A 26,895-nucleotide genomic window follows, 5' to 3' on the forward strand; every position below is an offset into this window, starting at 1 on the left:
TGATGATCGCCGGGGTGTTCAGCTTCACCGTTTCCAGTCCGCCATCGACTTCACGGGTCACGTTGACGCTGCCATCGACAACCTCGACCTTGCTGGCGAACGTACCCTGCGGCAGGTTCAGCAGCGCGGCCAGCATCTGGCCGGTCTGGTTGCTGTCATCGTCGATCGCCTGCTTGCCCAGGATGATGAGGCCAGCGCCTTCTTCTTCCTGCACCTTGGCGAGCAGCTTGGCGACGCCCAGCGGCTCGACCTCGTCATCCGTCTGGATCAGGATCGCCCGGTCCGCGCCCATGGCGAGCGCCGTGCGCAGCGTATCCTGCGCCTTGGCGACGCCGATCGACACCGCCACGACCTCGGTCGCCACGCCCTTTTCCTTCAGGCGGATGGCTTCTTCGACCGCGATCTCGTCGAACGGGTTCATGCTCATCTTCACGTTCGCCAGATCGACGCCCGTACCATCCGCCTTAACCCGCGGCTTCACATTATAATCGATAACCCGCTTCACGGGCACAAGGATCTTCATCTCAACATCCTCCTTTAATGGTCGGACCATTATAATTTTATGTGCCTGTGTCAAGCATGCTGGTCGAACCATTGCCCGATGCGATGCAGCAGGTTAGCGTGCATTTTCGCTTTATAGGTTCGCCCGACATGAAAACGCCGTCCGCCATCCCCAACTTCGCGCCGATCAGGACGCAACGCGCCTTCGAGGTCATATGCGAGCAGATCCGTGCGCAATTGGCGGCGGGCACATTGAAGACCGGCGACAAACTGCCGGCGGAGCGCGAATTGGCGGCGGAGTTTCAGGTAAGTCGCAGCGCCCTGCGGGAAGCGTTGCGCAGTCTGGAGGTCGCGGGGATCATCCGTAACGTGAAGGGCGTGAAGGGCGGGTCTTTCATCCAGTCGGCCGAACCCGACCGGATCGTGCAGGCGATGCAGGACTATGTGCATCTGGGCAATATATCGCTGGACGAACTGACCGAGGCGCGGTTGGCGACGCAGGATATCATCGTCCGGCTGGCCTGCGAGCGGGCGAGCGACGCCGATCTGGCCGAACTGGAGGCGATTGCCGAGCGGACGCGGCAGGAAAGCGACGTAGAGGCGCGCTACGAATGTGCGGCGGCCTATTATCGTGTGCTGGCGCGCGCGACGAAGAATCGGATGTTCGGCATCTTCGTGGATTCGCTGTCCGCCATCCTGCATGAATTCGTGCAAGGGCCGGATTATGAAACGTTGCAGGAGACGTTGATCGAATCCCGCTTCAAGCTGGTTCGCCATTTGCGGGCGCGCGATGCCGATGCCGCCGCAGCGGAGATGCGCAAGCATCTGGAACGGGTGCATCGCCATGTCCGCAAGACGCTCAAGGCGCAAAACATGCCGGCCAAGGCAGCGAAGGCGCGGGGCAAGGCACCCGCCTAGATTGACCGCTCATCACTGTCATGCAATAGGTAGGACCATTCAACATTTTGGTTCTATCGGGGATGAGGCATGGCTGAAGAACAGGCAGCGACCAGGGGCGATGCGCTGGCCGACGTGCGCGTGCTGGATTTTACCAGCGTGATGGCTGGCCCGTTCGCAACGCGGATGCTGGCCGATCTGGGCGCGGATGTGGTGAAGATCGAATCGCTGGAAGGCGATCAGGTGCGGGCGCGACCACCGGTGCGCGATGGGCATAGTGCCTATTTCGGTCATCTGAACGCGGGCAAGCGCTCGATCGCCTGCAACCTCAAATCCCCGGAGGTTCGCGCGCTCATCCTGGATCTGGTCAAGCGGTTCGACGTGGTTGTGGAAAATTTCCGACCTGGCGTGATGCAGCGTTTCGGGCTGGATTATGCGACGCTATCGGCGATCAATCCGCGCCTCATCTATTGTTCGATCTCCGGCTATGGGCAGGAGGGGCCGAAAGCGCATCATCCGGCCTATGCGCCGGTGATCCACGCGGCCAGCGGTTTCGACATGGTCAATCTCCATTATCAGGATGGTGCCGATCGCCCGGCTACCGGTGGCGTTTTCGTTGCCGATGTGCTGGGTGGCACCCATGCCTTCGGCGCGATCCAGGCGGCGCTCTATCAGCGGGAAAAGACCGGTCAGGGGCAGCATATCGACCTGTCGATGCTGGAGGCGATGGTCGGCATGCTGGTGTTCGAGGCGCAGGAAGCGCAATTTCCCGGTGGCGCGCGGCGGCCGCTCTACTCGCCCCTGCGCACGAGCGACGGCTTCATCATGGTGGCGCCGACCAGCCCCCGCAATTTCGAGCAGTTGAGCGATGCGGTGGGGCATCCGGAATGGCGCGATGATCCGCGTTTTCGCACCAACGCCGATCGCAATGCCAATTGGGCGACGCTGCTGGGCCTGACCGAGCAATGGACGATCGAGCGGACATCGGCCGAGGCGGAGGCGATCCTGTCACGGCATGGCGTGCCATGTGCATGCTATCGGGACATGGCGGCGGTGCTGGACGATCCGCAACTGGCCGCGCGGGAGGCTTGGACGACGATCCATGATGGCGCCGGTCCCTTTGCCGTGCCCAATCCGCCGTTCCGCATGAGCGGTTCGCGGGCGCAGCCGCGCGATCTGGTGGCGCAGCTGGGCGAACATGGCGCATCGTTGCTGCGGGAAGAGCTGGGATTGTCCGAGGAGGCGGTCGCGGACTTGCGGACGGCCGGGCAAGTGATCTGATGATTGTGGGAGGGGAATTGCTCCCCCTCCCACAATGTTTAGCGCAGCAATTCGCGTGCGATGGTGTTGCGCTGGATTTCCGACGAGCCTTCGTAGATCCGGGTGATGCGGATGTCGCGATAGAGGCGCTCCACCGCAAAGCCGCGGCAGTAGCCGTTGCCGCCGAAAATCTGGACGGCGGTATCGACGGTGCGGCTGCCCGCTTCGGTCGCGAACAGCTTGGCCATGGAAGCGCGTTCGCGGCTCTTGTCACCCTGATCATAGCGCCAGGCGGCGTCGAGCAGCATCAGCCGAGCGGCGCGCATGTCGGTCGCCATATTGGCGAGATAGTGGCGGATCGCCTGAAATTCGGAGATGACGCCGCCAAAGGCCGGACGCACCTTCGATTCCTCGATCGCCAGTTCCAGCGCATATTCGCCCATGCCGACCGCCGTTGCGCCGACATTGATCCGGCCTTCATTCAGCCCTTCGAGGGCGTAGCGGAAACCCTGGCCCTCTTCGCCCAGCAGCGCGTCGGCCGGTACCTGGCATTCGTCGAAGCTGAGTTCATAGACGCCGGGCGAGGCGGTGCCCATCAGTTCGATCGTTCCGGTGACGGAGAAGCCGGGCGTATCGGCCGGCATCAGGAAGGCGGAGATGCCGTTGCGGGCGCCGGCTGCCTTGTCCGTATAGGCGTAGACGATGACATATTTGGCCTTCTTCCCGTTGGAAATGAAGGTCTTGCTGCCATTGATGCGCCAGCCGTCGGCATTGCGGACAGCGGTGGTGCGCATCGAACCCGGATCGGAACCGCTATTGGGTTCGGTCAGCGCAAAGGCGATCGGAATTTCACCCGTGGCCATGCCGGGGAGGAGGGCAGCGCGCTGTTCCTCACTGGCATGATAGATGATGTTCTTCGCGCCCGGTCCCATCAGCGGACGCAGTTCGGTCCAGAATTGGGGAGGCAAGCGGGCGAGTTCGATCTGTACCGCCGCCTGTGCCAAGGCGCCGAGGCCAAGCCCGCCATAGGCTTCGGGCAGGGCCATGCCGAAATAGCCGTTATCGACGAGCGTCTGGCGCACGATCGGCGGGATGACGCCTGTTTCCTGAAATGCGACTTCATGGGGCAACAGGTCGCGCACGATGGTGCGCGTCACGTCGCAAAATTCCTTGATATCGTCTGGCAGTTCGAAATCCACGGGGCTTCCCCTCCTTTATGAATGAGACAACGAGTTGGACAACTGAATTGCTGTATTGCCTATAATGGTCCTACCATTTGATAAATGGTCAGTCCATTTAAAATTTCGATCCGGCTGGCGTTCCCGGTGGGAGGGATTAGGATGCAGCCACCATGTCTACCGACCCGTTCGATCTCAACCTGCGGCACCTGCGTGCGCTCCTCGCGATCCGGGAGCATGGCGGCATCACGGCCGCCGCCGATGCGGTCAGCCTGTCGCAGCCTGCACTGACGCAGGGTCTGGCGAAGCTGGAGCGACAGTTTGGCTATACGCTGTTCGAGCGACGATCGGGCGGCATGATTGCGACGCCGATGGGCGAAATCGTGATCGATCGCGCGCAGGCGGCGCTGGAGCATCTATCGGTCGGGGCCAAGGGCCTGTCTGCGGTGTTCCTGCATCCCGAGCGGTTGATGACGATGACGCAACTGCGTGCCTTCCTGGCGTTGGCGGAGGCAGGCAGCTTCGCGTCTGCCGCGCAGGGCACCGGCCTGTCGCAGACGGCGGTGCATCGCGCGGTCGGCGATCTGGAGCAGATGATCGGCGGCAAGCTGGTCGAGCGGCGCGGGCGGGTGGTGTGGCTGAACCCGGCGGGCAAGCGGCTGGCGCGCGGTACGCGGCTGGCGGTGGCGGAAATATCGGCAGCGATCGCCGATCTGGGTCTGGATAGCGGCAGCGGCAGTGAGTTGATCGCCTTTGGTGCGCTGCCGCTGTCACGGCCCTATCTGGTACCGGCTGCCATGGGCCGGTTGACGCGGGAGGAACCGCGCGCGGCGTTCAAGGTACTGGAGGGTAGTTGGCGCGAACTGGTCGAGCCGCTGCGCGACGGGGTGATCGACATGATCGTCGGAGCGCTCCGCCCCTATGAGATTGCCGATCTTTACCAGATGCCGCTGGTGGAGGACCGGCTGGTGATTGCGGCGGGTAGCGGCCATCCACTGGCGCAGGTTGCAACGCCGACCATGGCGCAACTGGCTGCCTATCCCTGGATCGTCGCGCCGGCCAATTCGCCGCTGCGCGAACAATGGCAGCAATTGTTCGCCGACCAGCCGCAGCCCGCGACCCCGATTGAGTGCGGGTCGGTGATGATCATCGGTCGGCTGTTGACCGAGGGGCATTTCCTGACCCTGTTGTCGCCCGATCAGGTGGCGTTGCAGATCCGCAGCGGATTGCTGACCCAAATCGGTCCGCCGCTGGAAACCAGTCGCCGCCTGGTGGGCATCACCACACGCCGTAGCTGGCGCCCGACCGCGATCCAGCGGCGATTTCTGGACCTTGTGAAGGACGCGGCTACGCGGCGCGTGGAAGAAGCGGCAGTCGTTGGGTTGCGCGGCGAAGGATGGGTCTAGGGCCGTGACGGTTTGCGCGTCTTGGCAATTCGATTAATATTTCAAAAATGGCAGATAGAAAAATATCAGAAAATATTTCGTAACCCCTGATATACCCGCATTAATCTGCAAATACCCTTCCGAAACCGGACCATGGAAATCATAATATCCACCCAGGGGATATTCTTGTAATTTCGATGCGGCGTCGCCATATATATGAAGCGCCTTTGCTTTTAAAAAAAACGCAATTCTGTCTGGCGTTGCCTCTTCACGATCAGAAATTCATTTGATTGGCTTTCCTGAGGCAGGAGGCAGTTGTCGTCATCTCCGGGCATATGGCAGCCGGCGAATGGCGCAGTCGATGAGGCGTGCCCAATGATCGCATATTTTCTTCTCGTCCATCGTTACCCAGAACAGTTTAAGCGCTTGTTCAAGGCGATCTACCTTCCTGGCAATCAATATGTCGTCCATGTGGACAAAAGTTCGGGCGAAGATCTGGAAAAGGACATTGCGACTTTTCTGGAACCGTTCCAGGGGGTGGAACTTCTGGAGCCGAAAAACGCGCTATGGGGTGGATATAGCCTGGTTGACGCCGAACTGCGCGGCATGGCCCGGCTTCTTTCCATGGATGCGTCCTGGACTCATTATATCAATCTGTCGGGGCAGGATTTTCCGCTCAAGAGTCAGAATTATATCCGCCAGTTTTTTGCCGCTCATCCTGACAAGCAATTTATTCGCGCGCTGGACCAGCGCAAGGAACGCCCCGACACGCTGAACAGGATCAGCCATATCTTCACGGAGGAGGATGGCGTGATGACGGCGACGGGTGTGGCGCGGCCCTATCTGCCGGGCGATACGCCGTTTATCGGCACGCAATGGAAAGCCGTGACCCGCAGCTTTTGCGAATTTGTCTGTCATGATCCGCAGGCCGATCGGTTCAAGGCATTCTATCGTAACAGCTTCATCGCCGACGAAGCCTTTTTCCAGACGGTCATGATGAACAGTTGCGATCAGAGCAGCGTCATGAACGACGATTTGCGCATGATCGACTGGGTGCCCGATGGCGACATCAAGTTGCGCCCGCGCAATTATGAAGGGGCCGATCTGGATCAGTTGCAACGCAGCGGCGATCTTTTCGCGCGGAAATTCGATGCCGAGGAAGATCCGGACATTCTGACTTTGCTGGAAAATCATCTGCGATCCCCCGCGGCGAATATCTATCGGGCGAAAGCTTATGCTCCGCCGATCCCGCTTCATACTGCCGTGCGGGAAGTCGTGGCCGCCTGAAGATCTGCCCTTCGCTTTCCCCTCATCCGGTCCTGAAAGGACAATAGCATGGCCAAGTCACAGAAAAAATCGAACCGCGAAATTCGCAAGCCCAAGGCGGAAAAGCCCAAGAGCAACGCATCCAAGCCATCGGAAAAGGGCGGCGTCGTGCCGGGACTGGAACATATGAAGCGGTAGGGAAGGAGCAAGGCACATGAGAATTTCAGTGACGCATTGTCGCGAGCAGGAAGCGCTGCACAGGGGGAAGGCCCTGAGCGAACCTTTGGAAAACCGCAGGAAAATCGCGCTGGCGGCGGCCAAGGCGTGGGCGGTCGAAGCGGTTCTGGCTGAGAAAGTGGCGTCAAGAGTGGGGGCACTCAACACACTCGACGCTGCCATCGCGCTGGAGTTTGCCCTAGAGACGAAATCGGGAATGGCCGAATAAGGATTTTGCCCTTCTCAAAAAGGGGCGCCCAGATTTGAAACGGCGCGGGCCGGAGCAACTCCACCGCCGCCGTTTCAAAAATGCGCCCGCTCTTCTTCAGTCCAGCTTGATCCACACCGCCTTGGTTTCCAGATAATCCTCGATATGGTGCGGTCCGGACTCCCGGCCGAAACCGCTCATGCCATAGCCGCCGAAGGGGACGCCGGGGTCGAGCATCTGGTAGCAATTGACCCAGACCGACCCGGCCCTGATGCCGCGCGCCATGCGGTGCGCGGTGGCGAGGTCACGGGTCCACACGCCGCTGCCCAGGCCAAAGGGGGTAGCGTTGGCACGTTCCAGCACTTCCTCAATCGTGTCGAAAGAGAAGGCGGACAGGACCGGGCCGAAAATCTCCTCCCGTGCGATCGTCATGTCGTCGGTGACATTGTCGAAGATGGTGGGCGCAAGGAAATAGCCGTCGTCATAGCCGGCGCCCGACAGGCGGCCGCCACCGGCCAGCGCACTGGCGCCCTCCGCCACGGCGCTGTCCATGAAGCCCAATATCTTGTCCATCTGAAGCGCGGAGACGACCGGGCCGATCTGGGTTTCCGGGTTCAGCGGATCGCCGACCTTGATCGTTTTCGTGAAAGCGGCGAGCCGTTCCATGAACTCGGCCCGGATCGAGGACTGGACGAAGAGGCGAGTGCCGGCCGAACAGATCTGGCCCGAATTGGCGAAGACGGCCATGGCGGCGGCGGGCACCGCCTTGTCCAGATCCGCGTCGGCAAAGACGATATTGGGGGACTTGCCGCCCAGCTCGACCGTGACCCGCTTCATGGAGGCGGCGGCGGCGTGCAGGATCTTTTCGCCCACGCCCGTTGATCCGGTGAAGGCGATCTTGTCCACGCCGGGATGGCTGGAGAGCGCCGCACCGGCGTCGCCCATGCCGGTCAGGATGTTGATGACGCCTTCGGGCACGCCGGCCTCCAGGCACAGTTCGCCAAAGCGCAGGGCGGACAGCGGCGTCTGTTCGGCCGGCTTCATGACGAGTGCGCATCCGCTGGCCAGGACCGGGCCGGCCTTCCACACGGACATGCCGATCGGACCGTTCCACGGGTTGATCGCTGCGACAACGCCGATCGGTTCCTTCAGCGTATGGGACAGGACATCACCGGGCGCGCTATTGTCCAGCGTTTCGCCGGCGATCAGCGTCGCTTGCCCCGCATAATAGCGTAGCAGGCTGCCCGCACGCACTTTGCCAAGGATGGTGCGGCTATAGGGAGCGCCCAGGTCCAGCGTGTCGAGCATCGCCAGTTCTTCATAATGGGCCTCCACCAGATCGGCGAGACGCAGCATGATGCGTTGCCGTTCCGCGCCCTTCATGCGGCTCCATGGACCGGTGAGCGCGGCGCGGGCGGCCTTGACCGCGCGATCGACATCTTCCGCGCCGCCCTGCGCCACCAGTGCCAGCAATTCGCCGGTTGCGGGGTTGCGGGTTTCCAACCGCTTGCCAGACAAGGCGGGCACGCGCTGGCCGCCGATCAGCATATCCTGTTCGGGCCGGTCGAGCAGGGCAGGACGGGGCGGAATGGTGGTGATGGTCATAAGTCTCTCCGGGCCGGTCAGGCGGCGATATTGGATCGAAGGGCGTCTTCGAGGATGAAGCGGGCGGCGCGTTCGGCGATCATCATCGTGGGCGCGCTGGTGTTGCCGCTGATGATTTCCGGCATGACCGAGGCGTCTACGACGCGCAGGCCGGCGACGCCGCGCACGCGCAGGCGATTGTCGACCACGGCCATGGGGTCGCTGTCCGGCCCCATCTTGGCTGTGCCGGTCGGGTGGTAGGCGGTATTGACGATCCGGCGCAGGGCCGCGTCGATTTCGGCATCGCTCTGATGCTGGGCGCCGGGTTCTATTTCGTCACCGGTCATGGCGGCCAGTGCCGGCTGGGCGAAGATGCGGCGGGCTTCGCGGAAGCCGGCGATCAACGTCTTCATGTCGTAGGGGTCGGCGAAGAAATTGGGGCTGATGATCGGCTTGTCCTCTGGCCGGTTGCTGGCGAGACGGACCGATCCGGCGCTTTTGGGACGGAGCAGCTGGATCAGCGCCATATAGCCATGGCGGCGCGGGACCGAGCGGGCGTCGATCTTCAATCCGACCAGGAAGGTGATCTGGATATCCGGCCGGCCGCTGCCGTCGGTGCAGAGGAAGCCGCCGCATTCGGCGACGTTGGAGGCGAGCATGCCGGTGCGGTTGAAGAGGTAGCGGAACGGGCTGGCGAGGATGCGGGGCAGCGCCTTGGGCGAGATAGCGTAGGCTTGCGCAGAAGGATTTTCCATCGCGACATGGACGGTCGGATGGTCCTGCAAATGCTGGCCGACACCGGGCAGGTGATGGACCAGGACGATGCCCATGTCGCGCAGATGATCCTGCGGCCCGATGCCCGAGAGCATCAGCAGTTGCGGCGAGTTGGTCGCGCCGGCGCACAGGATGATTTCGCGCCGCGCGGTGAGGATGCGGCGAGCGCCATTCTTCTCGACCTCGATGCCGCTGGCGCGGCCACGATCGAAGAGGATGCGGCGCACCATGGTCTCGTCGAGAACTGTCAGATTCTCGCGCCGCAGCGCGGGATGGAGGAAGGCGCGGGCGCTGGACAGGCGGGTGCCGTTGCGCTGGTTGAGGTCGTAGCGGCCAAAGCCGTCCTGCCGTTCCCCTGCAAAATCTGCGTTGCGATGATGGCCGGCCTGCGCGGCGGCGTCCACGATGGCGGTGGCGATGGGGTTCCAGCTTTTGGGCTTTTCCACGTCCAGTTCGCCGCCCTTGCCGTGCCAGGGCTGGTCGGGGCCATGGTAATTTTCGACGGCCTTGAACGCGGGCAGAACGTCGTCATGGGACCAGCCGGCATTGCCGGCATCGGCCCATCCATCATAATCCGCCTTTTGCCCGCGAATATAGACGCCACCATTGATGGCGCTGCATCCGCCGAACAATTTGCCGCGCGGAAAGTTGATCTGGCGATTATTGACGGCGTCGTTGCCGGCCAGCGACTGTTTCCAATTATATTTTTCGTGCGGCAGCAGGAAGATGTTGCCGACTGGCATGGCGGTCTTGATATTGACCGGCCAATTGCGGTCGGAAGGGCCGGCTTCGATCAGGGCGACGCGGTTGGCCGGGTCGGCGGACAGGCGATTGGCCATCAGGCTGCCCGCCGAACCGGAACCGATCACGATATAGTCATAGTCGCTCATGCGCGTGCATCCTGCCGGCCGAGGCGGGGGACATGGCCCCGCACGGCGATGAAACCAAGGGCGTTGACCAGCATCAGCGCGGCCAAGACGCCGAAAAAGCCCATATTCCCGCCGCCGATCAAGGTGGCGCCGGACACGGCACTGACGATCGCGCCAGCGCGACCGGCGGCCCCCATCAGGCCAAGGCCACGGGCGCGCACGGCGGTCGGGAAGGCGTGGGCGCCGACCGCGAACATGGCCGATTGCGCGGCGCTGGCAAACAGGCCGAGCGCGCCGAGCGCGGCCAGCACCGCCGGCTCGTTACGCCCGCCGTCGATAGGGAGCAGCGCCAGCAATGCACAGACGCCTGCGCCGGTGATCGCCATCAGGATCAGCGTGGGGCGCGATCCGAAACGGATGATCGCGAGGCTGGCGAACATCGCGCCGATCGTGCCGCCCAGGTTGAAGCTGGTCAGGCCAAGGCTGGCGGTTTGAAGCCCGAAGCCGGCGCTGAAGAGCATGGTCGGCGCCCAGTTGAACATGAGATAGATCATGAACATGCCCGAGAACATGGCGAGGCTGAGGGCCAGGCTGTCGCGCAACATGGTGCCTTTCAGCAAGGCGCTGAACGGGGTGTAGGGGGCTTTCCCGTCCACCTTCTCCGCCGGTCGGACGGATGCCGGATCGGGATGGGCGATGCGGCGCAGGATCGCGTCCAGTTCCGCGCGACGATCGGGCCGTTCGGCCAGATAGCGAGGCGATTCCGGCAGGATGAACCAGAGCAGGGCGACAAAGGCCATGGTCAGCAGGCCGCCCAGATAGAAGAGCCAGCGCCAGCCCAGCACCGGCAGGATCGCGGCGGCCGCGACGCCGCCCAATATGCCGCCGATCGACACGCACACCACGCCGAAAGTGACGGCGACGCTGCGCCAGCGGGCGGGGGTGAATTCCGCGATCATCGCGCTAGCCGTGCCGGGCACGCCGCCCAGACCGATGCCGGCCAGCGTCTTGAGTAGGGCGACATGCCACAGTTCGACCGAAAAGCCGGTGGCGAGCGTGGCCACGCCAAAGATGGCGACGCCGATCAGCAAAGCCCCGCGCCGGCCGAAGCGATCACCGATGAAGCCGGATGTCAGCGTGCCGATGGCCATGCCGACAAAACCCAGCGCGAAGACGAAACCCAGCGCGTCGCGGCTGATATTCCATTCCTTCAGCAGGGACGGGGCGGCAAGGCCCAGCATCTGATTGTCCAGACCGTCCAGCACGACGGTAGCGGCGATCATCAGCACAGCCCAGACCTGAAAGGAGGACAGGGGCAATGCGTCCAGCATGCCCTTGCCTTCCGGCTCCAACGCGATCCCTGCCAAAAGGCTTCTCCTCAATGGGCTTTTGCCCTGTTATCCGTCATCGCGGCCCTTACCCTTGGGCCGCGCACTTACCCTTATATGTCCAGAACCAGATTGGCGGTCTTTGCGCCCGAGCAGCAGACCATGATCAGCTTGTTCGCCGCCTTTTCCTCATCGGTCAGGAAATGGTCGCGATGGTCGGGCACGCCGTCCAGCACCTTCACCTGGCAGGTGCCGCAAATCCCTTCCGAACAGGCGAAGCCGATATCGACGCCCGCCATCAGCAGCGCGTCCAACATCGTTTCGCCTTCCTCGACCGCGATGGTCTTGCCGCTCTTGACGAGTTCCAGCGTGTAGCCGCCATCGGTCGCCAGTTCGGTTTCGGCGGAGAAATATTCGATATGGGCGTGGCCCTTGGGCCGGTCGGCATTGGTCGCGACGAACGCGTCCAGCATGCCGGTCGGGCCACAGCAATAGAGGTGCGCGTCGGCCGGGGCGCGGCCGCAAATGGCCTTCAGGTCCAGCCGCTGACCGCCCGGCACGCCATCATAGGCGATTTCGACCCGGTCATAGTCCTCGACCCGATCGACATAGGCGGCGCGATCCGGGCTGGCGGCGACATAATGCAATTCCCAGCTGCGGCCGAGCTTTTCCAGCCGCGCGATCATGGGCAGCATGGGCGTGATGCCGATGCCGCCGGCGACCAGCACCGTGTGGCTGGCGTCCTCGACCATGGGGAAGTTGTTCTTCGGCTCCGACATTTCCACGATCTGGCCGACGCGCCATTGTTCATGGATGTGGCGCGATCCGCCGCGACCGTCGATCGCGTGATGGACGGCGATTTCATAATAGCCGCGAATGGCGGGATCGTTGACCAGCGAATAGCTGCGCGCCAGCCCTTTTTCCAGCTGGAGGTCGACATGGGCGCCGGGTTCGAACGCGGGCATCATGCCACCGCCGACCGGTTCCAGAATATAGCTGTTGATCCCGTCCGCTTCCCAACGGATGGTCCGAATACGTACCTGCATCACACACTCTCCTTGGCGCGATGCGTCTCTTGATCCGGCCGGTGCGCAATGGATAGGCGCCCGGTGCGGATCGCAATGCGTCTCGTCACCTTATGTCCTCTCATTCGGGGCGGCCTGGCACATGGATCGTGCCGGCCGCCGGTTCGGCTCACTCTGCCGCTTCCACCTTCTCGGGCCAGCGCACCGCTTTTGCCAAGGCCGTTTCATAGGCATTTTGCAGGCTATCGCTGGGATCGTGCAGGAAGGAGCCGGCGCGGGCGCGGTAGAAGACGCCGGGATTTTCGATACCCGGCGGCACGACGCCCTTGTTGGCGAAGGCACGGGCGGCCAGCAGCACGCGGCGGCGGACGCGGGCGATCATCTGGTCGGTCGGCGCCAGGTTTTCGAAGCTGTGGTCGGTGACCGGCCCCATGCTTTCGGTCACGGCCTGATCCTGCATCGTGATGTTGGGGATGCCGGTGAACTGATGGCCGTTGCGCTGCGATTCCCGGTCGATCGCCCAGTCGTTCGCTTCGCTGTCGGTCGAGCGCCAGCGGCCGAACCAGTCGGTCGTGTTGGGCGCATAGCTGATCTGGTCGAACAGCGGCGTGCCGTCCTTTAGCGTCGAATTATAGGCCGGGTTGCCGGCATCCACGCCGCAGGTGATGTCGAACAGCATCGAATGTTCGTCGTCCATCGGCACCCAGGCGCGAGCGATGGCGCGGGTGGCGAAACGGTTGTTCGGCGTCTGCGTCCACATCGGGAACATATAATGGGCGACGCGCCAGCTCATCTGGCCATCGTCATTGGGGCGATAGCCGCCATACATGACGCCCCAGTCGGACTGGGCCACTTCATATTCCGGCGCGCGGTCCAGCACGGTCGGACGCATCGGATGATCGGGTTCCAGATCGTCCGCTTCGATCCCGCCGACATGCAGGAAGCCGACATGGCTGGTATCGATGTCGCCTTCCAGCGCCTGAAGCCAGTTGCAATCGCGTTGCAGGCACCAGATTTCGGCGTCCGGGTGCATCGTCGCTTCGATTTCCGGCAGCGGCGGCGGGTTTGCCTGATCCTGCCCCATATAGACCCAGATCAGGCCGTTGGCCTCATGGGTCTTGTACGCCTTGGCATGGACCTTTTCCTTGAAATCCATGCGGGCGGGGACGGAGGGCATGTCGACGCATTTGCCGTCCACGTCGAACTTCCAGCCATGATAGACGCAGCGGATGCCGTTCTGCTCGTTGCGGCCGATGAAGAGCGACGCGCAGCGATGCGGGCAGCGATGGTCCATGATGCCGACGCGACCCGAACTGTCGCGGAAGGCGATCAGCTTTTCGCACAGGATCATCAGGCGGACCGGATCGCCATCGCTCTGCACTTCGGAAGACAGGCAAGCGGGCAACCAATATTGCCGCATGAAATTGCCCATCACGGTTCCGGGACCAACTTTGGTCAGGTCTGCGCTATCACTGGACTGCATGGTTCAGGCTCTTCCTACACTACCCTGTTGGACGGTCGGTCCTTCGCGGGAAACCCGCCAATGCCGCCGCCGTTCGTTGCATCTGCTATCTCCTCGCTAGACGTTGGCGAACGACGACCCCAATCGGAATATGGTCGTACCATTCAAAAATCGGGACGAAGCTATTGTGCGGCGAAGAAATTTGCTGCTTCACCCCTCTACCAAGGCGGCAGGCAAGCCGCTCACATCCCAGGGGAGACGCTTTTCATGCCGTTCAAAATCCACACCTCCACCGCCATCGGCGCCGTTCTGGGCGCCCTGATGATCGGCGTCAGCGCGCCGGCCATGGCGCAGGCGGATGCCACCGCGCCGCAGGAAGGTGCGCCGCAGCAATCGGTCAGCGGGGACATTATCGTAACGGCGCAGCGTCGCGAATCGACGGTGCGGGAAGTGCCTTTCTCGATCGCGGCCTTTGGCGGCGAAGATTTGCGCAAGACTCAGGTATTCAGCCCCACCGCCCTGACGCAGCAGATGCCGGGCATCACCGTCAACACGTCCGACAAGTCGTTGTCGATCGTCGCGATCCGCGGCAATGTGTCGACGTTCCGCACGGCCACGCTGGACACGCCGGTCGCCTATTTCATGGACGACGTCTATTATGTGTTCAACAACGACCTGAACGCCAACTTCTACGACATTCAGCGCGTGGAAGTGCTGCGCGGGCCGCAGGGCACATTGTTCGGCCGCAACGTGGTGGGTGGCGCGATCGCGGTCATCACCAACAATCCCGAAATGAAGGAAGACTGGTACGGCCAGGTGACGGCGGGCAATGGCGCCTATGTCCGCACCGAAGGCATGGTGAATGGCATGCTGGTGGACGACAAGCTGGCGTTTCGCGCATCGTTCAGCACGGAAACGTCCAACGGCCTGATCGACACGCCCAACCAGAAGGGCAGCTATGGCAAGACCGACGGCGTCGCCATGCGCGGCAAGCTGCTGTACCAGCCGACCGACACGCTCAAGATCGTCCTGTCGGGCGACTATAGCTATACCGAAGGCAATGGCGGTGCGATCGGCCTGGGCATTGGCGGGGTGCAGCGCATTCCGGCGACCTTCGGCGACTTTGACGATGGCAAATGGACGAACAATGATTTCTCCCGCTCGCCCTATCGCCAGCGGTTGCGCGGCGGTTATCTGCGCGGCGATCTGGACGTGCTGGGCGGCACGCTGACCGCGATCACCGGCTATCGCCTGAATGACAGCCACGCGACCAACGACGACGTGCCGGTCGCCACGCAGGTGCCGGTGTTCGACCGCCGGCAGGTGGTGAAGAACAGGAGCTTCACGCAGGAAGTGCGTTTCGCCTCCGCGCCGGGTCGCTTCTCCTATGTGGTGGGCGCCTATTATCTGTCGGCCGACGTATCGACCACCAACATCTTCAATTACAGCCCGTTGCCCGGATCGGCCGTGCCGGCATCCGTCCGCCGGAACCCCAACATCACCAACATCACCCGCGTTCAGGACGGCAATGTCCGCAGTTTTGCGGTGTTCGGCGAAGGCACGTTCGAGGTCACCGATCGGCTCTCGCTGGTGGCCGGCGGTCGCTACACATCGGACCGCAAGAAGATCGACTATCATGCCTTCTCGACCACCGATGCGGGGACGATCCCCGGCTTCGGCTTTCCCGGCGAAGTGCTGGCGTCGGGCGGCAAGACCTGGAACGCCTTCACCCCGCGCGTGACGCTGAAATATGAGCCGATCGACAATGTGAATCTCTATGCGACCTGGGCGAAGGGCTTCAAGTCCGGCGGGTTCGTCGACAATGCCTATCGCAACCCGACCATTCCGTTGGAGCCGGAAAAGGCGCAGAATTACGAAATCGGGGCCAAGACGCGGCTGTTCAACAACATGCTCGATTTCAACGTCGCGCTGTTCAAGCAGAAGACCAAGAATCTCCAGAACTTCTCGGGCGCGGGCGGGATCGCCCATACCTACAACGGCACGCTGGAAATGAAGGGGTGGGAGGTCGAATCCGTGGTCCGGCCGATCGACGGGCTGCGCCTGACCGGCAACTACACGCATCTGATCGGTACCTATACCGATCTGCGCGATCCGCTGGTCAATCTCGACTATTCGGGCAATCCGGCCAAATTCGCGCCGCGCGACAGCTTCACGCTCGGCGCCAGCTACGACCTGGCGATGGGCAATGGCGCCAAGCTGATACCGCAGGCCGACTTCAACTATTCCAGCCGTATTTCGACGGACGATGCCAACACGCTGCGCCTGTACGAAAATCTGCACAACGATACCAAGGGGCGGACGCTGAATGCGCGACTCAATTATGAGTCCGCCGATGGCCGCTGGACATTGGGCGTCTGGGGCAAGAACCTCACCAACAACTATCAGATCGTCAATGCCGACGACATCACCGCCTTCCTGGCGGTGCCGGGTAACGGCACCACCTATTGGAAGATCTTCACCAACACGCCGCGCACCTATGGCCTGACCCTCTCCATCAGGCCGTAAGCCCAAAGGCGTTACGGGGGGAGGGTGCAGCCTCCCCCTTTTTCTTTTCAGTATCAGGACGGATCATGGCCGAACATTTCGATTTGCCTGCTAACGGCAGCTTCTCCTTCGCTGGGCGGACGGCGCTCATCACCGGCGGCGGGCGAGGCGTGGGGGAGGCGATCGCGCGGGAAATCCATGCCGGCGGCGGCAAGGTGGCGGTCAGCGACGTCGATCTGGCCGTGGCGCAGCAGGTGGCGGATTCGCTGGACCCAAGCGGCGCGAGCGCCATCGCCCTGCCGCTCGACGTGCGGGAGAAAGCGCAGTTTCTTGCCGCGCGCGACCGGATCGTGGCGGAATGGGGCAAGGTCGATATCGTCGTCAACAATGCCGGGTTCGCCAAACGCACCCCGACGCAGGATATCACCCCCGAAGAATTCGACGCGATCGTCCAGATCAACATGCGCAGCGTGTTCCTGAGCTGCCAGATTTTTTCCGAACATATGCGCGACCATGGCTATGGCCGCATCGTCAACATCACATCGCTGGCCGGGCAGAATGGCGGGACGGTCGCCTCGCCCCATTATGCCGCGTCCAAGGCGGGGGCGATCATGCTGACCAAATATTTCGCCCGCTATCTGGCCGGGACCGGTGTCACCGTGAACGCCATCGCGCCCGGCCCGATCGACACCGCCAAGGCGCGTCTGTCCGCCGAACAGATTGCACGGGTGGAGGGCGAGGTGCCGGTCGGCCGCTTCATGGCGGTCAGCGAGATTGCGGCGGCGGCGGCGCTGCTGGCATCGGACCGGGGTGGCTTTTTCGTGGGCGCGACGCTGGACATGAATGGCGGGTTGTACCTGCGCTGACATTGGGAAAGCGGGTGATCGGTCCGCTAATCTTATCGCTCATCCCGCTAATCTTATGGCATTATCGCATAGCGATTGGCTGGGCCGGTGCGCGCGGCATATTTACGGCACAACAGCAAATGAGGCCGGCAACGCTATCGGCCAGGGTAAGGAGAGTCGGATGTTCATTTATAACGCCTGGTATGTGGCCGCCTTCGCCGCCGACATTGCCCCCGGCAAGACGCTGGGCCGCAAATATCTGAACAAACCCGTCGTCCTGTTCCGCACCGAAACCGGTGAGGTCGCCGCGCTGGAGGATCGGTGCAGCCACCGCGCCATGCCGCTGTCTGCCGGTCATGTCGAAGGCGAAATCATCCGCTGCTGCTATCATGGTGTCGAGTTCGACAAGCGGGGCGCCTGCACCCGCATTCCCAACCAGACCCGCATCCCGCCGGCCGCCAATGTGCGCTATTATCCGGTGGTCGAGAAGGATCATCTGATCTGGATCTGGATGGGCGAACCCGCGCTGGCCGATCCGTCGATCATCGTCGACAATCCCGAGCATGACGATCCCAAATGGACGTGGCGGCCCTATAATTTCCCGGTGAAGGCCAATTGGCAGCTGATCATCGACAATATCATGGACCTGACCCATGTCCCCTATATCCATGCGCGCACGATCGGCGGCAATCCCGAGCAGCATTATGGCGCGGATACCAAGGTCGAGTTTGACGGGCGCAAGGTTACGCTGCTGCGCAAGATGCCCAACAGCATCCCGCCCAAATCCTATGTCGATGCGGGCGGCTTCAAGGGGCGGGTAGATCGCTGGCAGGAAGTGCGCTTCAACCCCGGTATCGGCATGACCTGCCGCGTCAACGCCGGTGGCTGCGATGCGGGTACGGGCGCCTATGAGGGCAAGCGCGACCATGGCTTCATGCTGGCGAACAATCATTTCATCACCCCGGAAACCGAGACGACGAGCCACTATCTGTGGACCATCTGCACCACCGCGCCCAAGGAAAGCGGTGTGCCGGACGTGTTGTTCGACCAGTTTTTCGACACGATCACGGAGGATGAGGAAACGTTGCAAGCGCAGCAGGCGCGGATTGATGACGAGCCGGAGCGCGCCTTTGTCGGCATAGCCAGCGATGGTGCGGTCAACCAGGCCCGCCGCGTACTGAGCGCCTTGTTCGAGGCGGAACATGAGGGCGTGATTGCGGCGGAGTGACGCCCGGCGTCTATCCAGCGCATGACAGGCAGATGAGTGGCTTACCCGTTGCGGTGCGCGCCGCTGTGAGGATGTCCGCATCGACCGTGCATTTTGGAGCGAGGGGGCATGGGCAGCTTCCCGCCCCGATTTGCATCCTGAACGGATAGATCCGCAACTTGGCCAAGCCGACCGCTTGCGGTGACGGGCGCCATGCGCAAACAGGATATATCCCGATCTGCGGACCTCACCGGGTCAGGGACGCAGGCACCTTCATGGCCGCTGTCTACGCGGCGGAACATCCCTGCCCATTCAAGGGTTTGATCCTTATACAGTAAGGAGAGACTGACATGGGCAAGGGCATATTGTTGTGGTTGCTGGGCGTGCCCATTCCAATCATTCTGCTTTTGTGGCTTTTCTTTCACTGATTGCCCAATCGCGATTGACGAAGCGCAATTTTCCCGGCAAGGCCGCCCCTCGTCGGGGAGTAGCGCAGTCTGGTAGCGCGCCTGCTTTGGGAGCAGGATGTCGCAGGTTCGAATCCTGTCTCCCCGACCACTCATCCTTTTCCACCGATCTGGCCTGTCCTGAAGCGCCCGCTTATGCGGCGCTTGTCGGGCGGTGGAAGGGCATGTCATCCCGATCCATTCTCTTGATACCATCGTAGCGGCCCGCGCCACCGGCTTGGTACGCGACGCCCGCTCACTGTCGGGCGATGCCTATGCGGCGGCTGGTCGGCGATCCATGCTGCGCGCACAAACAAAAAGGGCGGGCCATAAAGGCCCGCCCTTCGGAAATCTCGCTAACGCGAAGATTAGTGCGCAGCGTTCGCGGCGTTCTCAGCAACGTTGGCGGCGTTCGCAGCAACATTGGCGGCGTTCGCAGCGTTGTCGGCAGCGTTAGCGGCGTTTTCGACAACGTTTTCAACAACGGCGTTCGAAGCGTTCGCGGTTTCGTTGGCCGGCTTCTCACCGCAAGCAGCGAGGGCCATCAGGCTGGCCGAAGCGAAAACAACAGCGATCTTCTTCATTGTGTACGGCTCCCATAGCATTATGCCGCGTCTGGCACGTTACAAATGTGACCCTACGCGAGCGACCCGCATTAACGTGTGCGTTGCACAAATCAATGCTTTTCTGCGCCGGTGAGACGATGGAATCACGCGGCAGGGCGTTCTCTACTATAAAAGTTCAGTTAACGCCCATGGATTCTGGCGCGTTGGCGACGCTATCGAGCGTGACGGCCCATGCCGCGACATTCTGACGCAACTGCGCGGGATCCACCTTGTCCAGCGTATCGTCCGGCGTGTGGTGAATGTCGAAATAGCGGGTGCCGTCCTGTTGCAGGTCGATCACCGGGACGCCGGCCGTGACCAGCGGTTCGATGTCCGATCCGCCATGGGCCTTGTCCTTGCTCGGCACGATGCCAAGCGGGGCCAAGCCCTGCGCAATGCGCGCGGTGAGGGCGTCATGGCCGGTCGGCAGGGTGAAATCGACCCGCCACACCTTGTCCGCGCCGAAATCCGATTCCGCCACCAGCGCATGCGGCTCCTTGCCATGAGCGGCGAAATAAGCGCGGCCACCATCGCCGCCCACTTCTTCGGCACCGGCAAACAGAACGCGGATGGTGCGGCGCGGCTGGCCCGCCTTCGCCACCTGCAACGCGGCAGCGGCGATGATGCCGCAGCCCGATGCGTCGTCGATCGCGCCGGTGCCCTGATCCCAACTGTCGAGGTGGCAGGCGGCGACGACCAGTCCGGCCTTGGGATCGGTGCCGGGGATTTCGGCGATGACATTGCCCGAAGGCTGGTCCTTCAATCGCTTCGACACGGCGGTCAGATGCAGGCGCACCGGCTTGCCGCGCGCGGCGATACGGGCCAGCTGCTCGGCATCGGGCACGCTCAGCGCCACGGCAGGGATCGGCGTCACGCCTTCGGCCCACATCTGCACGCCGGTATGGGCGATGCGGTGATGGTCGGTGCCGATCGACTTGACGAGAATGGCGATCGCGCCCTTCTTGGCCGCCACACTCGGTCCCTGGCGGCGGGCCGCACCAAAATAGCCATAGCCCGAACCGTCCTGCGCCGCCTTCATCTCATGACTGACAAAGGCGATCTTGCCCTTCAGGCTGCCGTCGGGCGCCGCCAGCAGGTCGGCGATGGTCGGGAAATAGACGATCTCGCCTTCGATTCCCGCTTCGGGGGTGGAACCGCTATTGCCCAGCGCTGCCACGACCAGATTTTGCGGGAAGGGGCTGACGATATGCGCTTCGTCGCGCACGCGCTGCCACACCGGCATCTTATAGGATTCGGCGCGGACATTGGAAAAGCCCAGTGCCTTGAGCTTGGCCACAGACCAGTCGCGGGCGAGCGCTTCTTGCGCGGTGCCGGCGGGGCGGGGGCCGACTTCCGTGGTCAGCCCTTCGGTAATGTCCCAGGCGACATCGTCCTTGAGCGCCGCTTCGCGAATCGCGCTGCCATCGGCCGCATGGGCCAGAACCGGGGTGAAGATGCTGCCAAGGAGGAGGGCGGCGAGCGGGCCCGATCGGATTTTCTGCATGGGTGAAGGCGTAACGGGGCATCCCTCATTTGCCAATATGTTCCGCGTCCGCTAACTCGGCGCAGATTTTCAAACCGACTTTCCCGTCCTGATTTCGGAGCAGCGCGCACCTATGTCCGCATCCTCGCAATATGCCTATGTCATGAAGAGCATGACGAAGACCTTCCCCGGCGCGGCCAAGCCGGTGTTGAGCAATATCAACCTGCAATTCTACCGCGGGTCCAAGATCGGTATCGTCGGCCCGAACGGTGCGGGTAAGTCGACCCTGATCAAGATCATGGCCGGCATCGACACCGATTTCAGCGGTGAAGCCTGGCCGGGCGAGAATATCACGGTCGGCTATCTGCCGCAGGAGCCGCAGCTCGATCCCAACAAGTCGGTGCTGGAAAATGTGAAGGACGGCGCCCGCGAGATCGCGGACAAGATGGACCGTTTCAACGAGATCAGCATGATCATGGCCGATCCGCCGGAAGACGTCGATTTCGACGCGCTGATGGAGGAAATGGGCACGCTCCAGGAACAGATCGACGCGGTCGATGGCTGGACGCTCGACAACCAGTTGGAAATCGCGATGGAAGCATTGCGCTGCCCGCCGTCCGACTGGTCGGTGGAAAGCCTGTCGGGCGGTGAAAAGCGCCGTATCGCGCTCACGCGCCTGCTGATCCAGAAGCCCGACATCCTGCTGCTCGACGAACCGACCAACCATCTGGATGCCGAAAGCGTCACTTGGCTGGAAAATCACCTGAAGGAATATGCCGGGTCGGTCCTGATGATCACCCATGATCGCTACTTCCTCGACAATGTCGTGGGCTGGATCCTGGAACTCGATCGCGGAAAATATTTCCCCTATGAAGGCAACTACTCCACCTATCTGGAGAAGAAGGCCAAGCGTCTGGAACAGGAAGATCGCGAAGCGACCGGCCGCCAGAAGGCGATCAACGACGAGCTGGAATGGATCCGGGCCGGCACCAAGGGCCGCCAGACCAAGTCCAAGGCGCGTATCAAGAAGTTCGAGGAACTGGTCGCAGGGCAGAACAACCGTTCGCCCGGCAAGGCCCAGATCGTCATTCAGGTGCCTGAGCGCCTGGGCGGCAAGGTGATCGAATTCAAGAACATCACCAAGGCATTCGGCGACAAGCTGCTGTTCGAGGATCTGTCCTTCCTGTTGCCGCCGGGTGGCATCGTGGGTGTCATCGGGCCGAACGGTGCGGGTAAATCGACCCTGTTCAAGCTGATCACCGGTCAGGAAACGCCCGATTCGGGCGAGATCGACATGGGCACCACCGTGCGACTGGGCTTCGTCGATCAGAGCCGCGACCATCTGGACGACACCAAGAATGTCTGGGAAGAAGTGTCGGACGGCCTGGATTATGTGAAGGTCAACGGCCACGACATGTCGACCCGTGCCTATGTCGGCGCCTTCAACTTCAAGGGGCAGGACCAGCAGAAGAATGTCGGCAAGCTGTCGGGTGGTGAGCGCAACCGCGTCCACATCGCCAAGATGCTGAAAAAGGGTGGCAACGTGTTGCTGCTCGACGAACCGACCAACGATCTCGACGTCGAAACGCTGGGCGCGCTGGAAGAAGCCATCGAAAATTTCGCTGGCTGCGCCGTGGTCATCAGCCATGACCGCTTCTTCCTCGATCGCCTTGCCACCCACATTCTGGCGTTCGAAGGCAACAGCCATGTCGAATGGTTCGAAGGCAATTTCGAAGCCTATGAGGAAGATAAGCGCCGTCGCCTGGGCGATGCGGCCGATCGCCCGACCGCGCTGGCCTACAAGAAGCTCACCCGTTAATCCGTCGCCGCAGGTGCGATTGCAGTTTTTGCAATCGCACCTGAATTTTTCGCAATTGCGATGGTGGCGCTAACATTTCATAGAGAGCGGGCCTTTCAGGCATCCTCTCCTAAAAACTTTCAGGGCTGGTCCGCACGGATCGGCCCTTTTTTTTTATCCGACGTTCACCGGGCAGCCGGCCGGTGGCGGACCAAGATCCTTGTTGGTCAGAAAGTCAGGATCGGTCAGCGAATCGAGGAAGGCCAGTAGGGCGCTCATGTCGACGCCAGCCAGTTGGGCGGCGGCATGACGGCGGATCGCAGCGTCCATGCTCGGGCTTTGGCCATCATGGAGCCAGGGGCCTGTCATCGCGACATTGCGGAGCGATGGCGTACGAAACTGTTCTGGTGGCGGCTCGAAACCGGGCGGCAGCGGCTTGCCGCCATACAGGCTGCCGTCCGCTTCACCCAAGGCGGCCGTGCCGACATAATGAACCTGCCCGTCGGTCAAGTCCGGGCCGCTATGGCAGGTTGCGCATCCTGCCACTGCAAACTGCGCCGCACCCTTCTGCGCAAGAGGCGTCAGCATGCCCCGGTCATGCGGACTGCCGAACGAAATCATCGTGCGCTGAAAAGCGCCCAGCGCTTGCGTAACCCTGGCATAATTCGCGCCATCCGGCGCCTTGGGAAAGGCCCGCAGGAATAGCAGGCGATAACAGGGATCTGCATTCAATCGCTGGGTCAGTTGCGCTTCATGTCCCGCCATGCCCATTTCGACCGGCTTGGTGCCGGTCATGGGCACCATCGCCTGCGCCTCCAGCGACGTGATGCCTGCTTCTGTCCAGGTAAAGCCGCTGCGCCAGGCGAGGTTGGCCAGGCCGGGTACATTGCGCACGCCCATGTCGCCGGTTACGCCGACATGGGTCGGCTGGCCATCGCTGAAGCCGTGCGATTGCTGGTGGCAATCGGCACAGGCCATGCTGCCGTCCCGCGACAAAGCCCGATCGTAGAAAAGGCGACGGCCCAGCGCGACCTTGGCCGCGCTCATGCCGTTATCGACCGGGACAGTCGGTGCGGCGATGCCGGCGGGCAGGTGCGGCCAGCGCCATGCCGGCTGACCGGCCACTACGCCGGTTGCCAACAACCATGTTATACCGACGATCGCCGCCATCCCTGCCCGCAAGGCCTGTCCCCTTCACCCATGCAAGACGCAGGAGGCTGCACGATCCGCAGGGCGGCGTAAAGCGCGGGTGGAAGGGGCTGGGGAAAAGCTATCGCGCTCAGGCGGTCGGGCGTTTCTCGAATGCCGCGAAGGGCGTCACCGCCATGTCGGTCGCTTCGATCCGCGCCACGTCTGCCGCCGGCGGGCCGTCTTGGGCCAGCGCCATAAATTGCGCGACCGAAGCGTCTTCACCTTCGATCACGGCTTCGACGCTGCCGTCCGTCCGGTTGCGGACCCATCCCGTCAGCCCCAGGCCGCGAGCCGTTTCCACGGTCCAGGCCCGATACCAGACGCCCTGCACCCGGCCATGGATCATCAGATGCCGGGCGATCATGGCGTCACTTGACCCGCTTGATCCAGGTCTGGCCGCCCTCGCGCACTTCGGTGATGAAGTTGGGGATCGCGCCGACCAAGTCGGACAGCCGCTTGAAACCATAGTTGCGCACGTCGAAGCTGGAGCGGTTGCCCACGCGCTGTCCCACCGGACCCAATGCCACGAAGCCGCGCTCGTCCCGCTTCGCTTCGTCATAGGCGTCGATCAGCAAGCGAACGACCTCGGCGTCGACCGCCTTGGCAGGGGGCGGCGCAGGAGCCGGTGGGGGCGCGACCGGCGCGGCGGCAGCCTTTGCCGGCGCTGCCTTGGCCGGTGCGACGCTGGCGGGTGTCGCTTTCCTGACCGGCGCCTTGGCGGCCACCGGTATTTCGGCAGGCTTGAGCGCTGCGACATTGAGGAAGCGGGTACAGGCCCGGCGGAAACCTTCGGGCGTGTTGGCCGATCCGAAGCCATAGACGGGGATGCCCTGCTGGCGGATGCGAGTCGCCAGCGGCGTAAAGTCGCTATCGCTGGACATCAGGCCGAAACCATCGACCCGGCCCGACGCCATCAGGTCCATGGCGTCGATCGTCATCTTCATGTCGGTGGCGTTCTTGCCCTTGGTCAGGTCGAACTGCTGCTGCGGTTCGATCGCATGGGCGACCGACAGAGCCGCCCATGTCTTGAGCGTCGCCTTGCTCCAATTGCCATAGGCGCGGCGGATATTCACCGTGCCCAGTTCCGCCAGCACGGTCATGACCGAATCGAAATGTGCCGCCGACGCATTATCCGCGTCGATCAGCAGGGCGATATTGCCGCGGCCTTCCTGCCCTGTGGCCATGCTATGCTATCCTTTCAGGCGGGCGCGAAGGCGCCGCTTTCTTCGTTCAATATATGCAGTTGGCCGTCGGATATGGCGAAGAAGCTGCCGACCAGCTTCAATTCGCCGCTCTTCTCCTTGGCGCGGACACAGGGGAAGCTGCGCAGATTCTTCAGGCTGACCTTCACGCCTTCCTGCTCCATGGCGCGTTCCACGTTGCGGTCGCGCTGCTCGCCATATTGCTCCACCACCACGTCGCGAGCGTCGTCCAGCAATTCGATCCAGTTATGGATGAAGCCGCCCTCGCCCGGAGGCGCATCCTTCAGATCCTGGCTGAGCGCCGCCTTGCAACCACCGCATTTGCCGTGGCCCATGACGACGATTTCGCCGACTTTCAGCACCTGCACCGCAAATTCCAGTGCCGCCGACACGCCATGCCAGCCGGGATTGGTTTCAAACGGCGGCACCAGAGCGGCCACGTTGCGCACGACGAAAATCTCGCCGGGGCTGGTATCGAAAATCTGCGCCGGATCGACTCGGCTGTCCGAACAGGCGATCACCATCACCTTGGGGCTTTGCCCTTCGCTCAGTTCGTCCCATCGTTCGCGCTGCTGGCTCCAGCCGGTGGTGCGGAAGCGGCGATAGCCGGTGATCATGTCAGCAAAGTCGGTCATGGGCGCAGATGTGCCGCACAAAGACAGGACTGGCAAGAGCGGCCCGGCATCGCTATCTGGGGCACATGAACGACATCAGCCCGATCCCCGTGTCCGCTCAGTCTGCTAATAATCCTGAGCGCGTTCGCAAGCCCGACTGGATCCGCGTCAAGGCGCCGACCAGCAAAGGCTATAACGAAACCCGCCAGTTGATGCGCGACAAGAAGCTCGCGACGGTGTGCGAGGAAGCGGCCTGTCCCAATATCGGCGAATGCTGGACGAAGAAGCACGCCACGGTGATGATCCTGGGCGATGTCTGCACGCGCGCCTGCGCCTTCTGCAACGTGAAGACCGGCATGCCGCGCAAGGTCGATCCCAATGAGCCGCAGAATTTGGCCGATGCCTGCGCCGAAATGGGCCTGGAACATATCGTCATCACCTCGGTCGATCGCGACGACCTGCCCGACGGCGGTGCCTCGCAATTCGTGAAGGTGATCGAGGCGTTGCGCCGCACGACGCCGAACACGACGATCGAGATCCTGACGCCCGACTTCCGCAACAAGCATGAGCGCGCGGTCGAAATGATCGTCACCGCCCGCCCGGACGTCTACAACCATAATCTGGAGACGGTGCCGCGCCTCTACCCGACCATCCGCCCCGGCGCGCGCTATTATGCGTCGCTGCGCCTGCTGGAGTCGGTCAAGCGGCTTGATCCGTCCATCTTCACCAAATCTGGCATCATGCTGGGCCTGGGCGAAGAGCGTCTGGAAGTGCATCAGGTGATGGACGATATGCGCTCGGCCGATATCGATTTCCTGACCATGGGGCAATATCTTCAGCCCACGCCCAAACATGCCAAGGTGATGGAATTCGTCACCCCCGCAGCGTTCAATGCCTATGCGGCGATCGCGCGGGCCAAGGGCTTCCTTCAGGTGGCGTCCAGTCCGCTCACGCGTTCCAGCTATCATGCCGGCAAGGATTTCGCCGAAATGAAGGCCGCGCGCGAAGCGAAGCTCGCCAAGGCGGCACTGGCCAAGGCCTGATCA

At 62.5% G+C, this 26,895-nt stretch carries 24 protein-coding genes and 1 tRNA gene; 12 read left to right on the plus strand and 13 right to left on the minus strand.

Annotated features, from left to right (window positions below; translation table 11 throughout):
• On the minus strand, window positions 1-523 hold a 523-nt coding region (locus F4U94_RS04715), incomplete at its 3' end, for an electron transfer flavoprotein subunit beta/FixA family protein (protein WP_150411851.1).
• 56 nt (window positions 524-579) lie between these two features.
• On the opposite strand from F4U94_RS04715, the gene F4U94_RS04720 reads away from it, so the two are divergent.
• Window positions 580-1,419 (plus strand): FadR/GntR family transcriptional regulator, encoded by an 840-nt coding sequence (locus tag F4U94_RS04720; RefSeq protein WP_249042028.1) that lies wholly within the window; start codon window positions 580-582, stop codon window positions 1,417-1,419.
• Window positions 1,420-1,488: 69 nt separating this feature from the next.
• Window positions 1,489-2,679 (plus strand): CaiB/BaiF CoA transferase family protein, encoded by a 1,191-nt coding sequence (locus F4U94_RS04725; protein WP_120250176.1) that lies wholly within the window; start codon window positions 1,489-1,491, stop codon window positions 2,677-2,679.
• Window positions 2,680-2,717: 38 nt separating this feature from the next.
• Here F4U94_RS04725 and F4U94_RS04730 read toward each other — a convergent pair whose 3' ends face one another.
• Window positions 2,718-3,857 carry an acyl-CoA dehydrogenase family protein gene (locus F4U94_RS04730; RefSeq protein ID WP_120250175.1) on the minus strand — a complete coding sequence of 380 codons (1,140 nt, stop codon included), beginning with the start codon at window positions 3,855-3,857 and terminating at the stop codon, window positions 2,718-2,720.
• Between the two features lie 152 nt (window positions 3,858-4,009).
• Here F4U94_RS04730 and F4U94_RS04735 point away from each other — a divergent pair, with 152 nt between their 5' ends.
• From F4U94_RS04735 to F4U94_RS04745, 4 genes are all read left to right on the plus strand, one after another.
• Window positions 4,010-5,242 carry a LysR family transcriptional regulator gene (locus tag F4U94_RS04735; protein WP_120250174.1) on the plus strand — a complete coding sequence of 411 codons (1,233 nt, stop codon included), beginning with the start codon at window positions 4,010-4,012 and terminating at the stop codon, window positions 5,240-5,242.
• 354 nt (window positions 5,243-5,596) lie between these two features.
• Entirely contained in the window at window positions 5,597-6,508 is a 912-nt protein-coding gene (locus F4U94_RS04740) for a beta-1,6-N-acetylglucosaminyltransferase (protein ID WP_120250173.1), read from the plus strand.
• Window positions 6,509-6,556: 48 nt separating this feature from the next.
• Complete coding sequence (locus tag F4U94_RS25325; protein ID WP_269462532.1) at window positions 6,557-6,685, plus strand: hypothetical protein; 129 nt, start codon at window positions 6,557-6,559, stop codon at window positions 6,683-6,685.
• 16 nt (window positions 6,686-6,701) lie between these two features.
• Entirely contained in the window at window positions 6,702-6,932 is a 231-nt protein-coding gene (locus F4U94_RS04745; RefSeq protein WP_120250172.1) for a hypothetical protein, read from the plus strand.
• A 96-nt stretch (window positions 6,933-7,028) separates the two neighbouring features.
• On the opposite strand, the gene F4U94_RS04750 is transcribed toward F4U94_RS04745, so the two are convergent.
• The 5 genes from F4U94_RS04750 to F4U94_RS04770 form a co-directional block, all read right to left on the minus strand.
• The gene (locus F4U94_RS04750; protein WP_120250171.1) at window positions 7,029-8,516 is read right to left on the minus strand and encodes an aldehyde dehydrogenase family protein; all 1,488 of its coding nucleotides are present in this window, start codon (window positions 8,514-8,516) and stop codon (window positions 7,029-7,031) included.
• Window positions 8,517-8,533: 17 nt separating this feature from the next.
• On the minus strand, window positions 8,534-10,159 hold the full coding sequence (locus tag F4U94_RS04755; protein ID WP_120250170.1) for a GMC family oxidoreductase: 1,626 nt from the start codon (window positions 10,157-10,159) through the stop codon (window positions 8,534-8,536).
• Window positions 10,156-11,505 carry an MFS transporter gene (locus F4U94_RS04760; RefSeq protein ID WP_232015956.1) on the minus strand — a complete coding sequence of 450 codons (1,350 nt, stop codon included), beginning with the start codon at window positions 11,503-11,505 and terminating at the stop codon, window positions 10,156-10,158. Before F4U94_RS04760 ends, F4U94_RS04755 begins: the two co-directional genes overlap by 4 nt.
• 74 nt (window positions 11,506-11,579) lie before the next feature.
• A complete protein-coding gene (locus F4U94_RS04765; protein WP_120250169.1) occupies window positions 11,580-12,512 on the minus strand; it encodes a PDR/VanB family oxidoreductase in 933 nt (310 codons plus the stop codon).
• 148 nt (window positions 12,513-12,660) lie between these two features.
• Complete coding sequence (locus F4U94_RS04770; RefSeq protein ID WP_232015954.1) at window positions 12,661-13,974, minus strand: Rieske 2Fe-2S domain-containing protein; 1,314 nt, start codon at window positions 13,972-13,974, stop codon at window positions 12,661-12,663.
• Window positions 13,975-14,220: 246 nt separating this feature from the next.
• Here F4U94_RS04770 and F4U94_RS04775 point away from each other — a divergent pair, with 246 nt between their 5' ends.
• The 4 genes from F4U94_RS04775 (at window position 14,221) to F4U94_RS04790 (ending at window position 19,068) form a co-directional block, all read left to right on the plus strand.
• Window positions 14,221-16,479 carry a TonB-dependent receptor gene (locus F4U94_RS04775; protein ID WP_120250167.1) on the plus strand — a complete coding sequence of 753 codons (2,259 nt, stop codon included), beginning with the start codon at window positions 14,221-14,223 and terminating at the stop codon, window positions 16,477-16,479.
• 65 nt (window positions 16,480-16,544) lie between these two features.
• Window positions 16,545-17,324, plus strand: a complete 780-nt coding sequence (locus tag F4U94_RS04780; protein WP_120250166.1) for an SDR family NAD(P)-dependent oxidoreductase — start codon at window positions 16,545-16,547, stop codon at window positions 17,322-17,324.
• Between the two features lie 160 nt (window positions 17,325-17,484).
• Window positions 17,485-18,531 carry an aromatic ring-hydroxylating oxygenase subunit alpha gene (locus F4U94_RS04785; protein WP_120250165.1) on the plus strand — a complete coding sequence of 349 codons (1,047 nt, stop codon included), beginning with the start codon at window positions 17,485-17,487 and terminating at the stop codon, window positions 18,529-18,531.
• Between the two features lie 460 nt (window positions 18,532-18,991).
• A tRNA-Pro gene (locus F4U94_RS04790) sits at window positions 18,992-19,068 on the plus strand.
• 256 nt (window positions 19,069-19,324) lie between these two features.
• Here the strand turns inward: F4U94_RS04790 and F4U94_RS04795 are convergent.
• Together F4U94_RS04795 and F4U94_RS04800 are read right to left on the minus strand one after the other, a co-directional pair.
• Entirely contained in the window at window positions 19,325-19,540 is a 216-nt protein-coding gene (locus F4U94_RS04795) for a hypothetical protein (RefSeq protein WP_056684845.1), read from the minus strand.
• A gap of 157 nt (window positions 19,541-19,697) precedes the next feature.
• Entirely contained in the window at window positions 19,698-21,065 is a 1,368-nt protein-coding gene (locus F4U94_RS04800) for a M20/M25/M40 family metallo-hydrolase (protein ID WP_120250164.1), read from the minus strand.
• A gap of 112 nt (window positions 21,066-21,177) precedes the next feature.
• On the opposite strand from F4U94_RS04800, the gene ettA reads away from it, so the two are divergent.
• Window positions 21,178-22,863 (plus strand): energy-dependent translational throttle protein EttA, encoded by a 1,686-nt coding sequence (gene ettA / locus F4U94_RS04805; protein WP_120250163.1) that lies wholly within the window; start codon window positions 21,178-21,180, stop codon window positions 22,861-22,863.
• Window positions 22,864-23,016: 153 nt separating this feature from the next.
• Here the strand turns inward: ettA and F4U94_RS04810 are convergent, their stop codons facing one another.
• The 4 genes from F4U94_RS04810 to F4U94_RS04825 all read right to left on the minus strand — a co-directional run bounded on the left by F4U94_RS04810 (window position 23,017) and on the right by F4U94_RS04825 (window position 25,870).
• Window positions 23,017-24,012 carry a cytochrome-c peroxidase gene (locus F4U94_RS04810; protein WP_249042029.1) on the minus strand — a complete coding sequence of 332 codons (996 nt, stop codon included), beginning with the start codon at window positions 24,010-24,012 and terminating at the stop codon, window positions 23,017-23,019.
• Between the two features lie 109 nt (window positions 24,013-24,121).
• A complete protein-coding gene (locus F4U94_RS04815; protein ID WP_120250161.1) occupies window positions 24,122-24,397 on the minus strand; it encodes an acylphosphatase in 276 nt (91 codons plus the stop codon).
• Between the two features lie 4 nt (window positions 24,398-24,401).
• Window positions 24,402-25,217, minus strand: coding sequence for an NYN domain-containing protein (locus tag F4U94_RS04820; RefSeq protein WP_120250160.1), 816 nt, complete (start codon window positions 25,215-25,217; stop codon window positions 24,402-24,404).
• A 14-nt stretch (window positions 25,218-25,231) separates the two neighbouring features.
• Window positions 25,232-25,870 (minus strand): carbonic anhydrase, encoded by a 639-nt coding sequence (locus F4U94_RS04825; RefSeq protein ID WP_120250159.1) that lies wholly within the window; start codon window positions 25,868-25,870, stop codon window positions 25,232-25,234.
• A gap of 8 nt (window positions 25,871-25,878) precedes the next feature.
• Between F4U94_RS04825 and lipA the strand changes: the two genes are divergently transcribed.
• Window positions 25,879-26,892: a lipoyl synthase gene (gene lipA / locus F4U94_RS04830; protein WP_120250158.1), complete on the plus strand. Its 1,014-nt coding sequence runs from the start codon at window positions 25,879-25,881 to the stop codon at window positions 26,890-26,892.
• Window positions 26,893-26,895 lie beyond the last annotated feature (3 nt).

The sequence above is a fragment of the Sphingobium limneticum genome, from assembly GCF_008710155.1.
Taxonomy (GTDB): domain Bacteria; phylum Pseudomonadota; class Alphaproteobacteria; order Sphingomonadales; family Sphingomonadaceae; genus Sphingobium; species Sphingobium limneticum.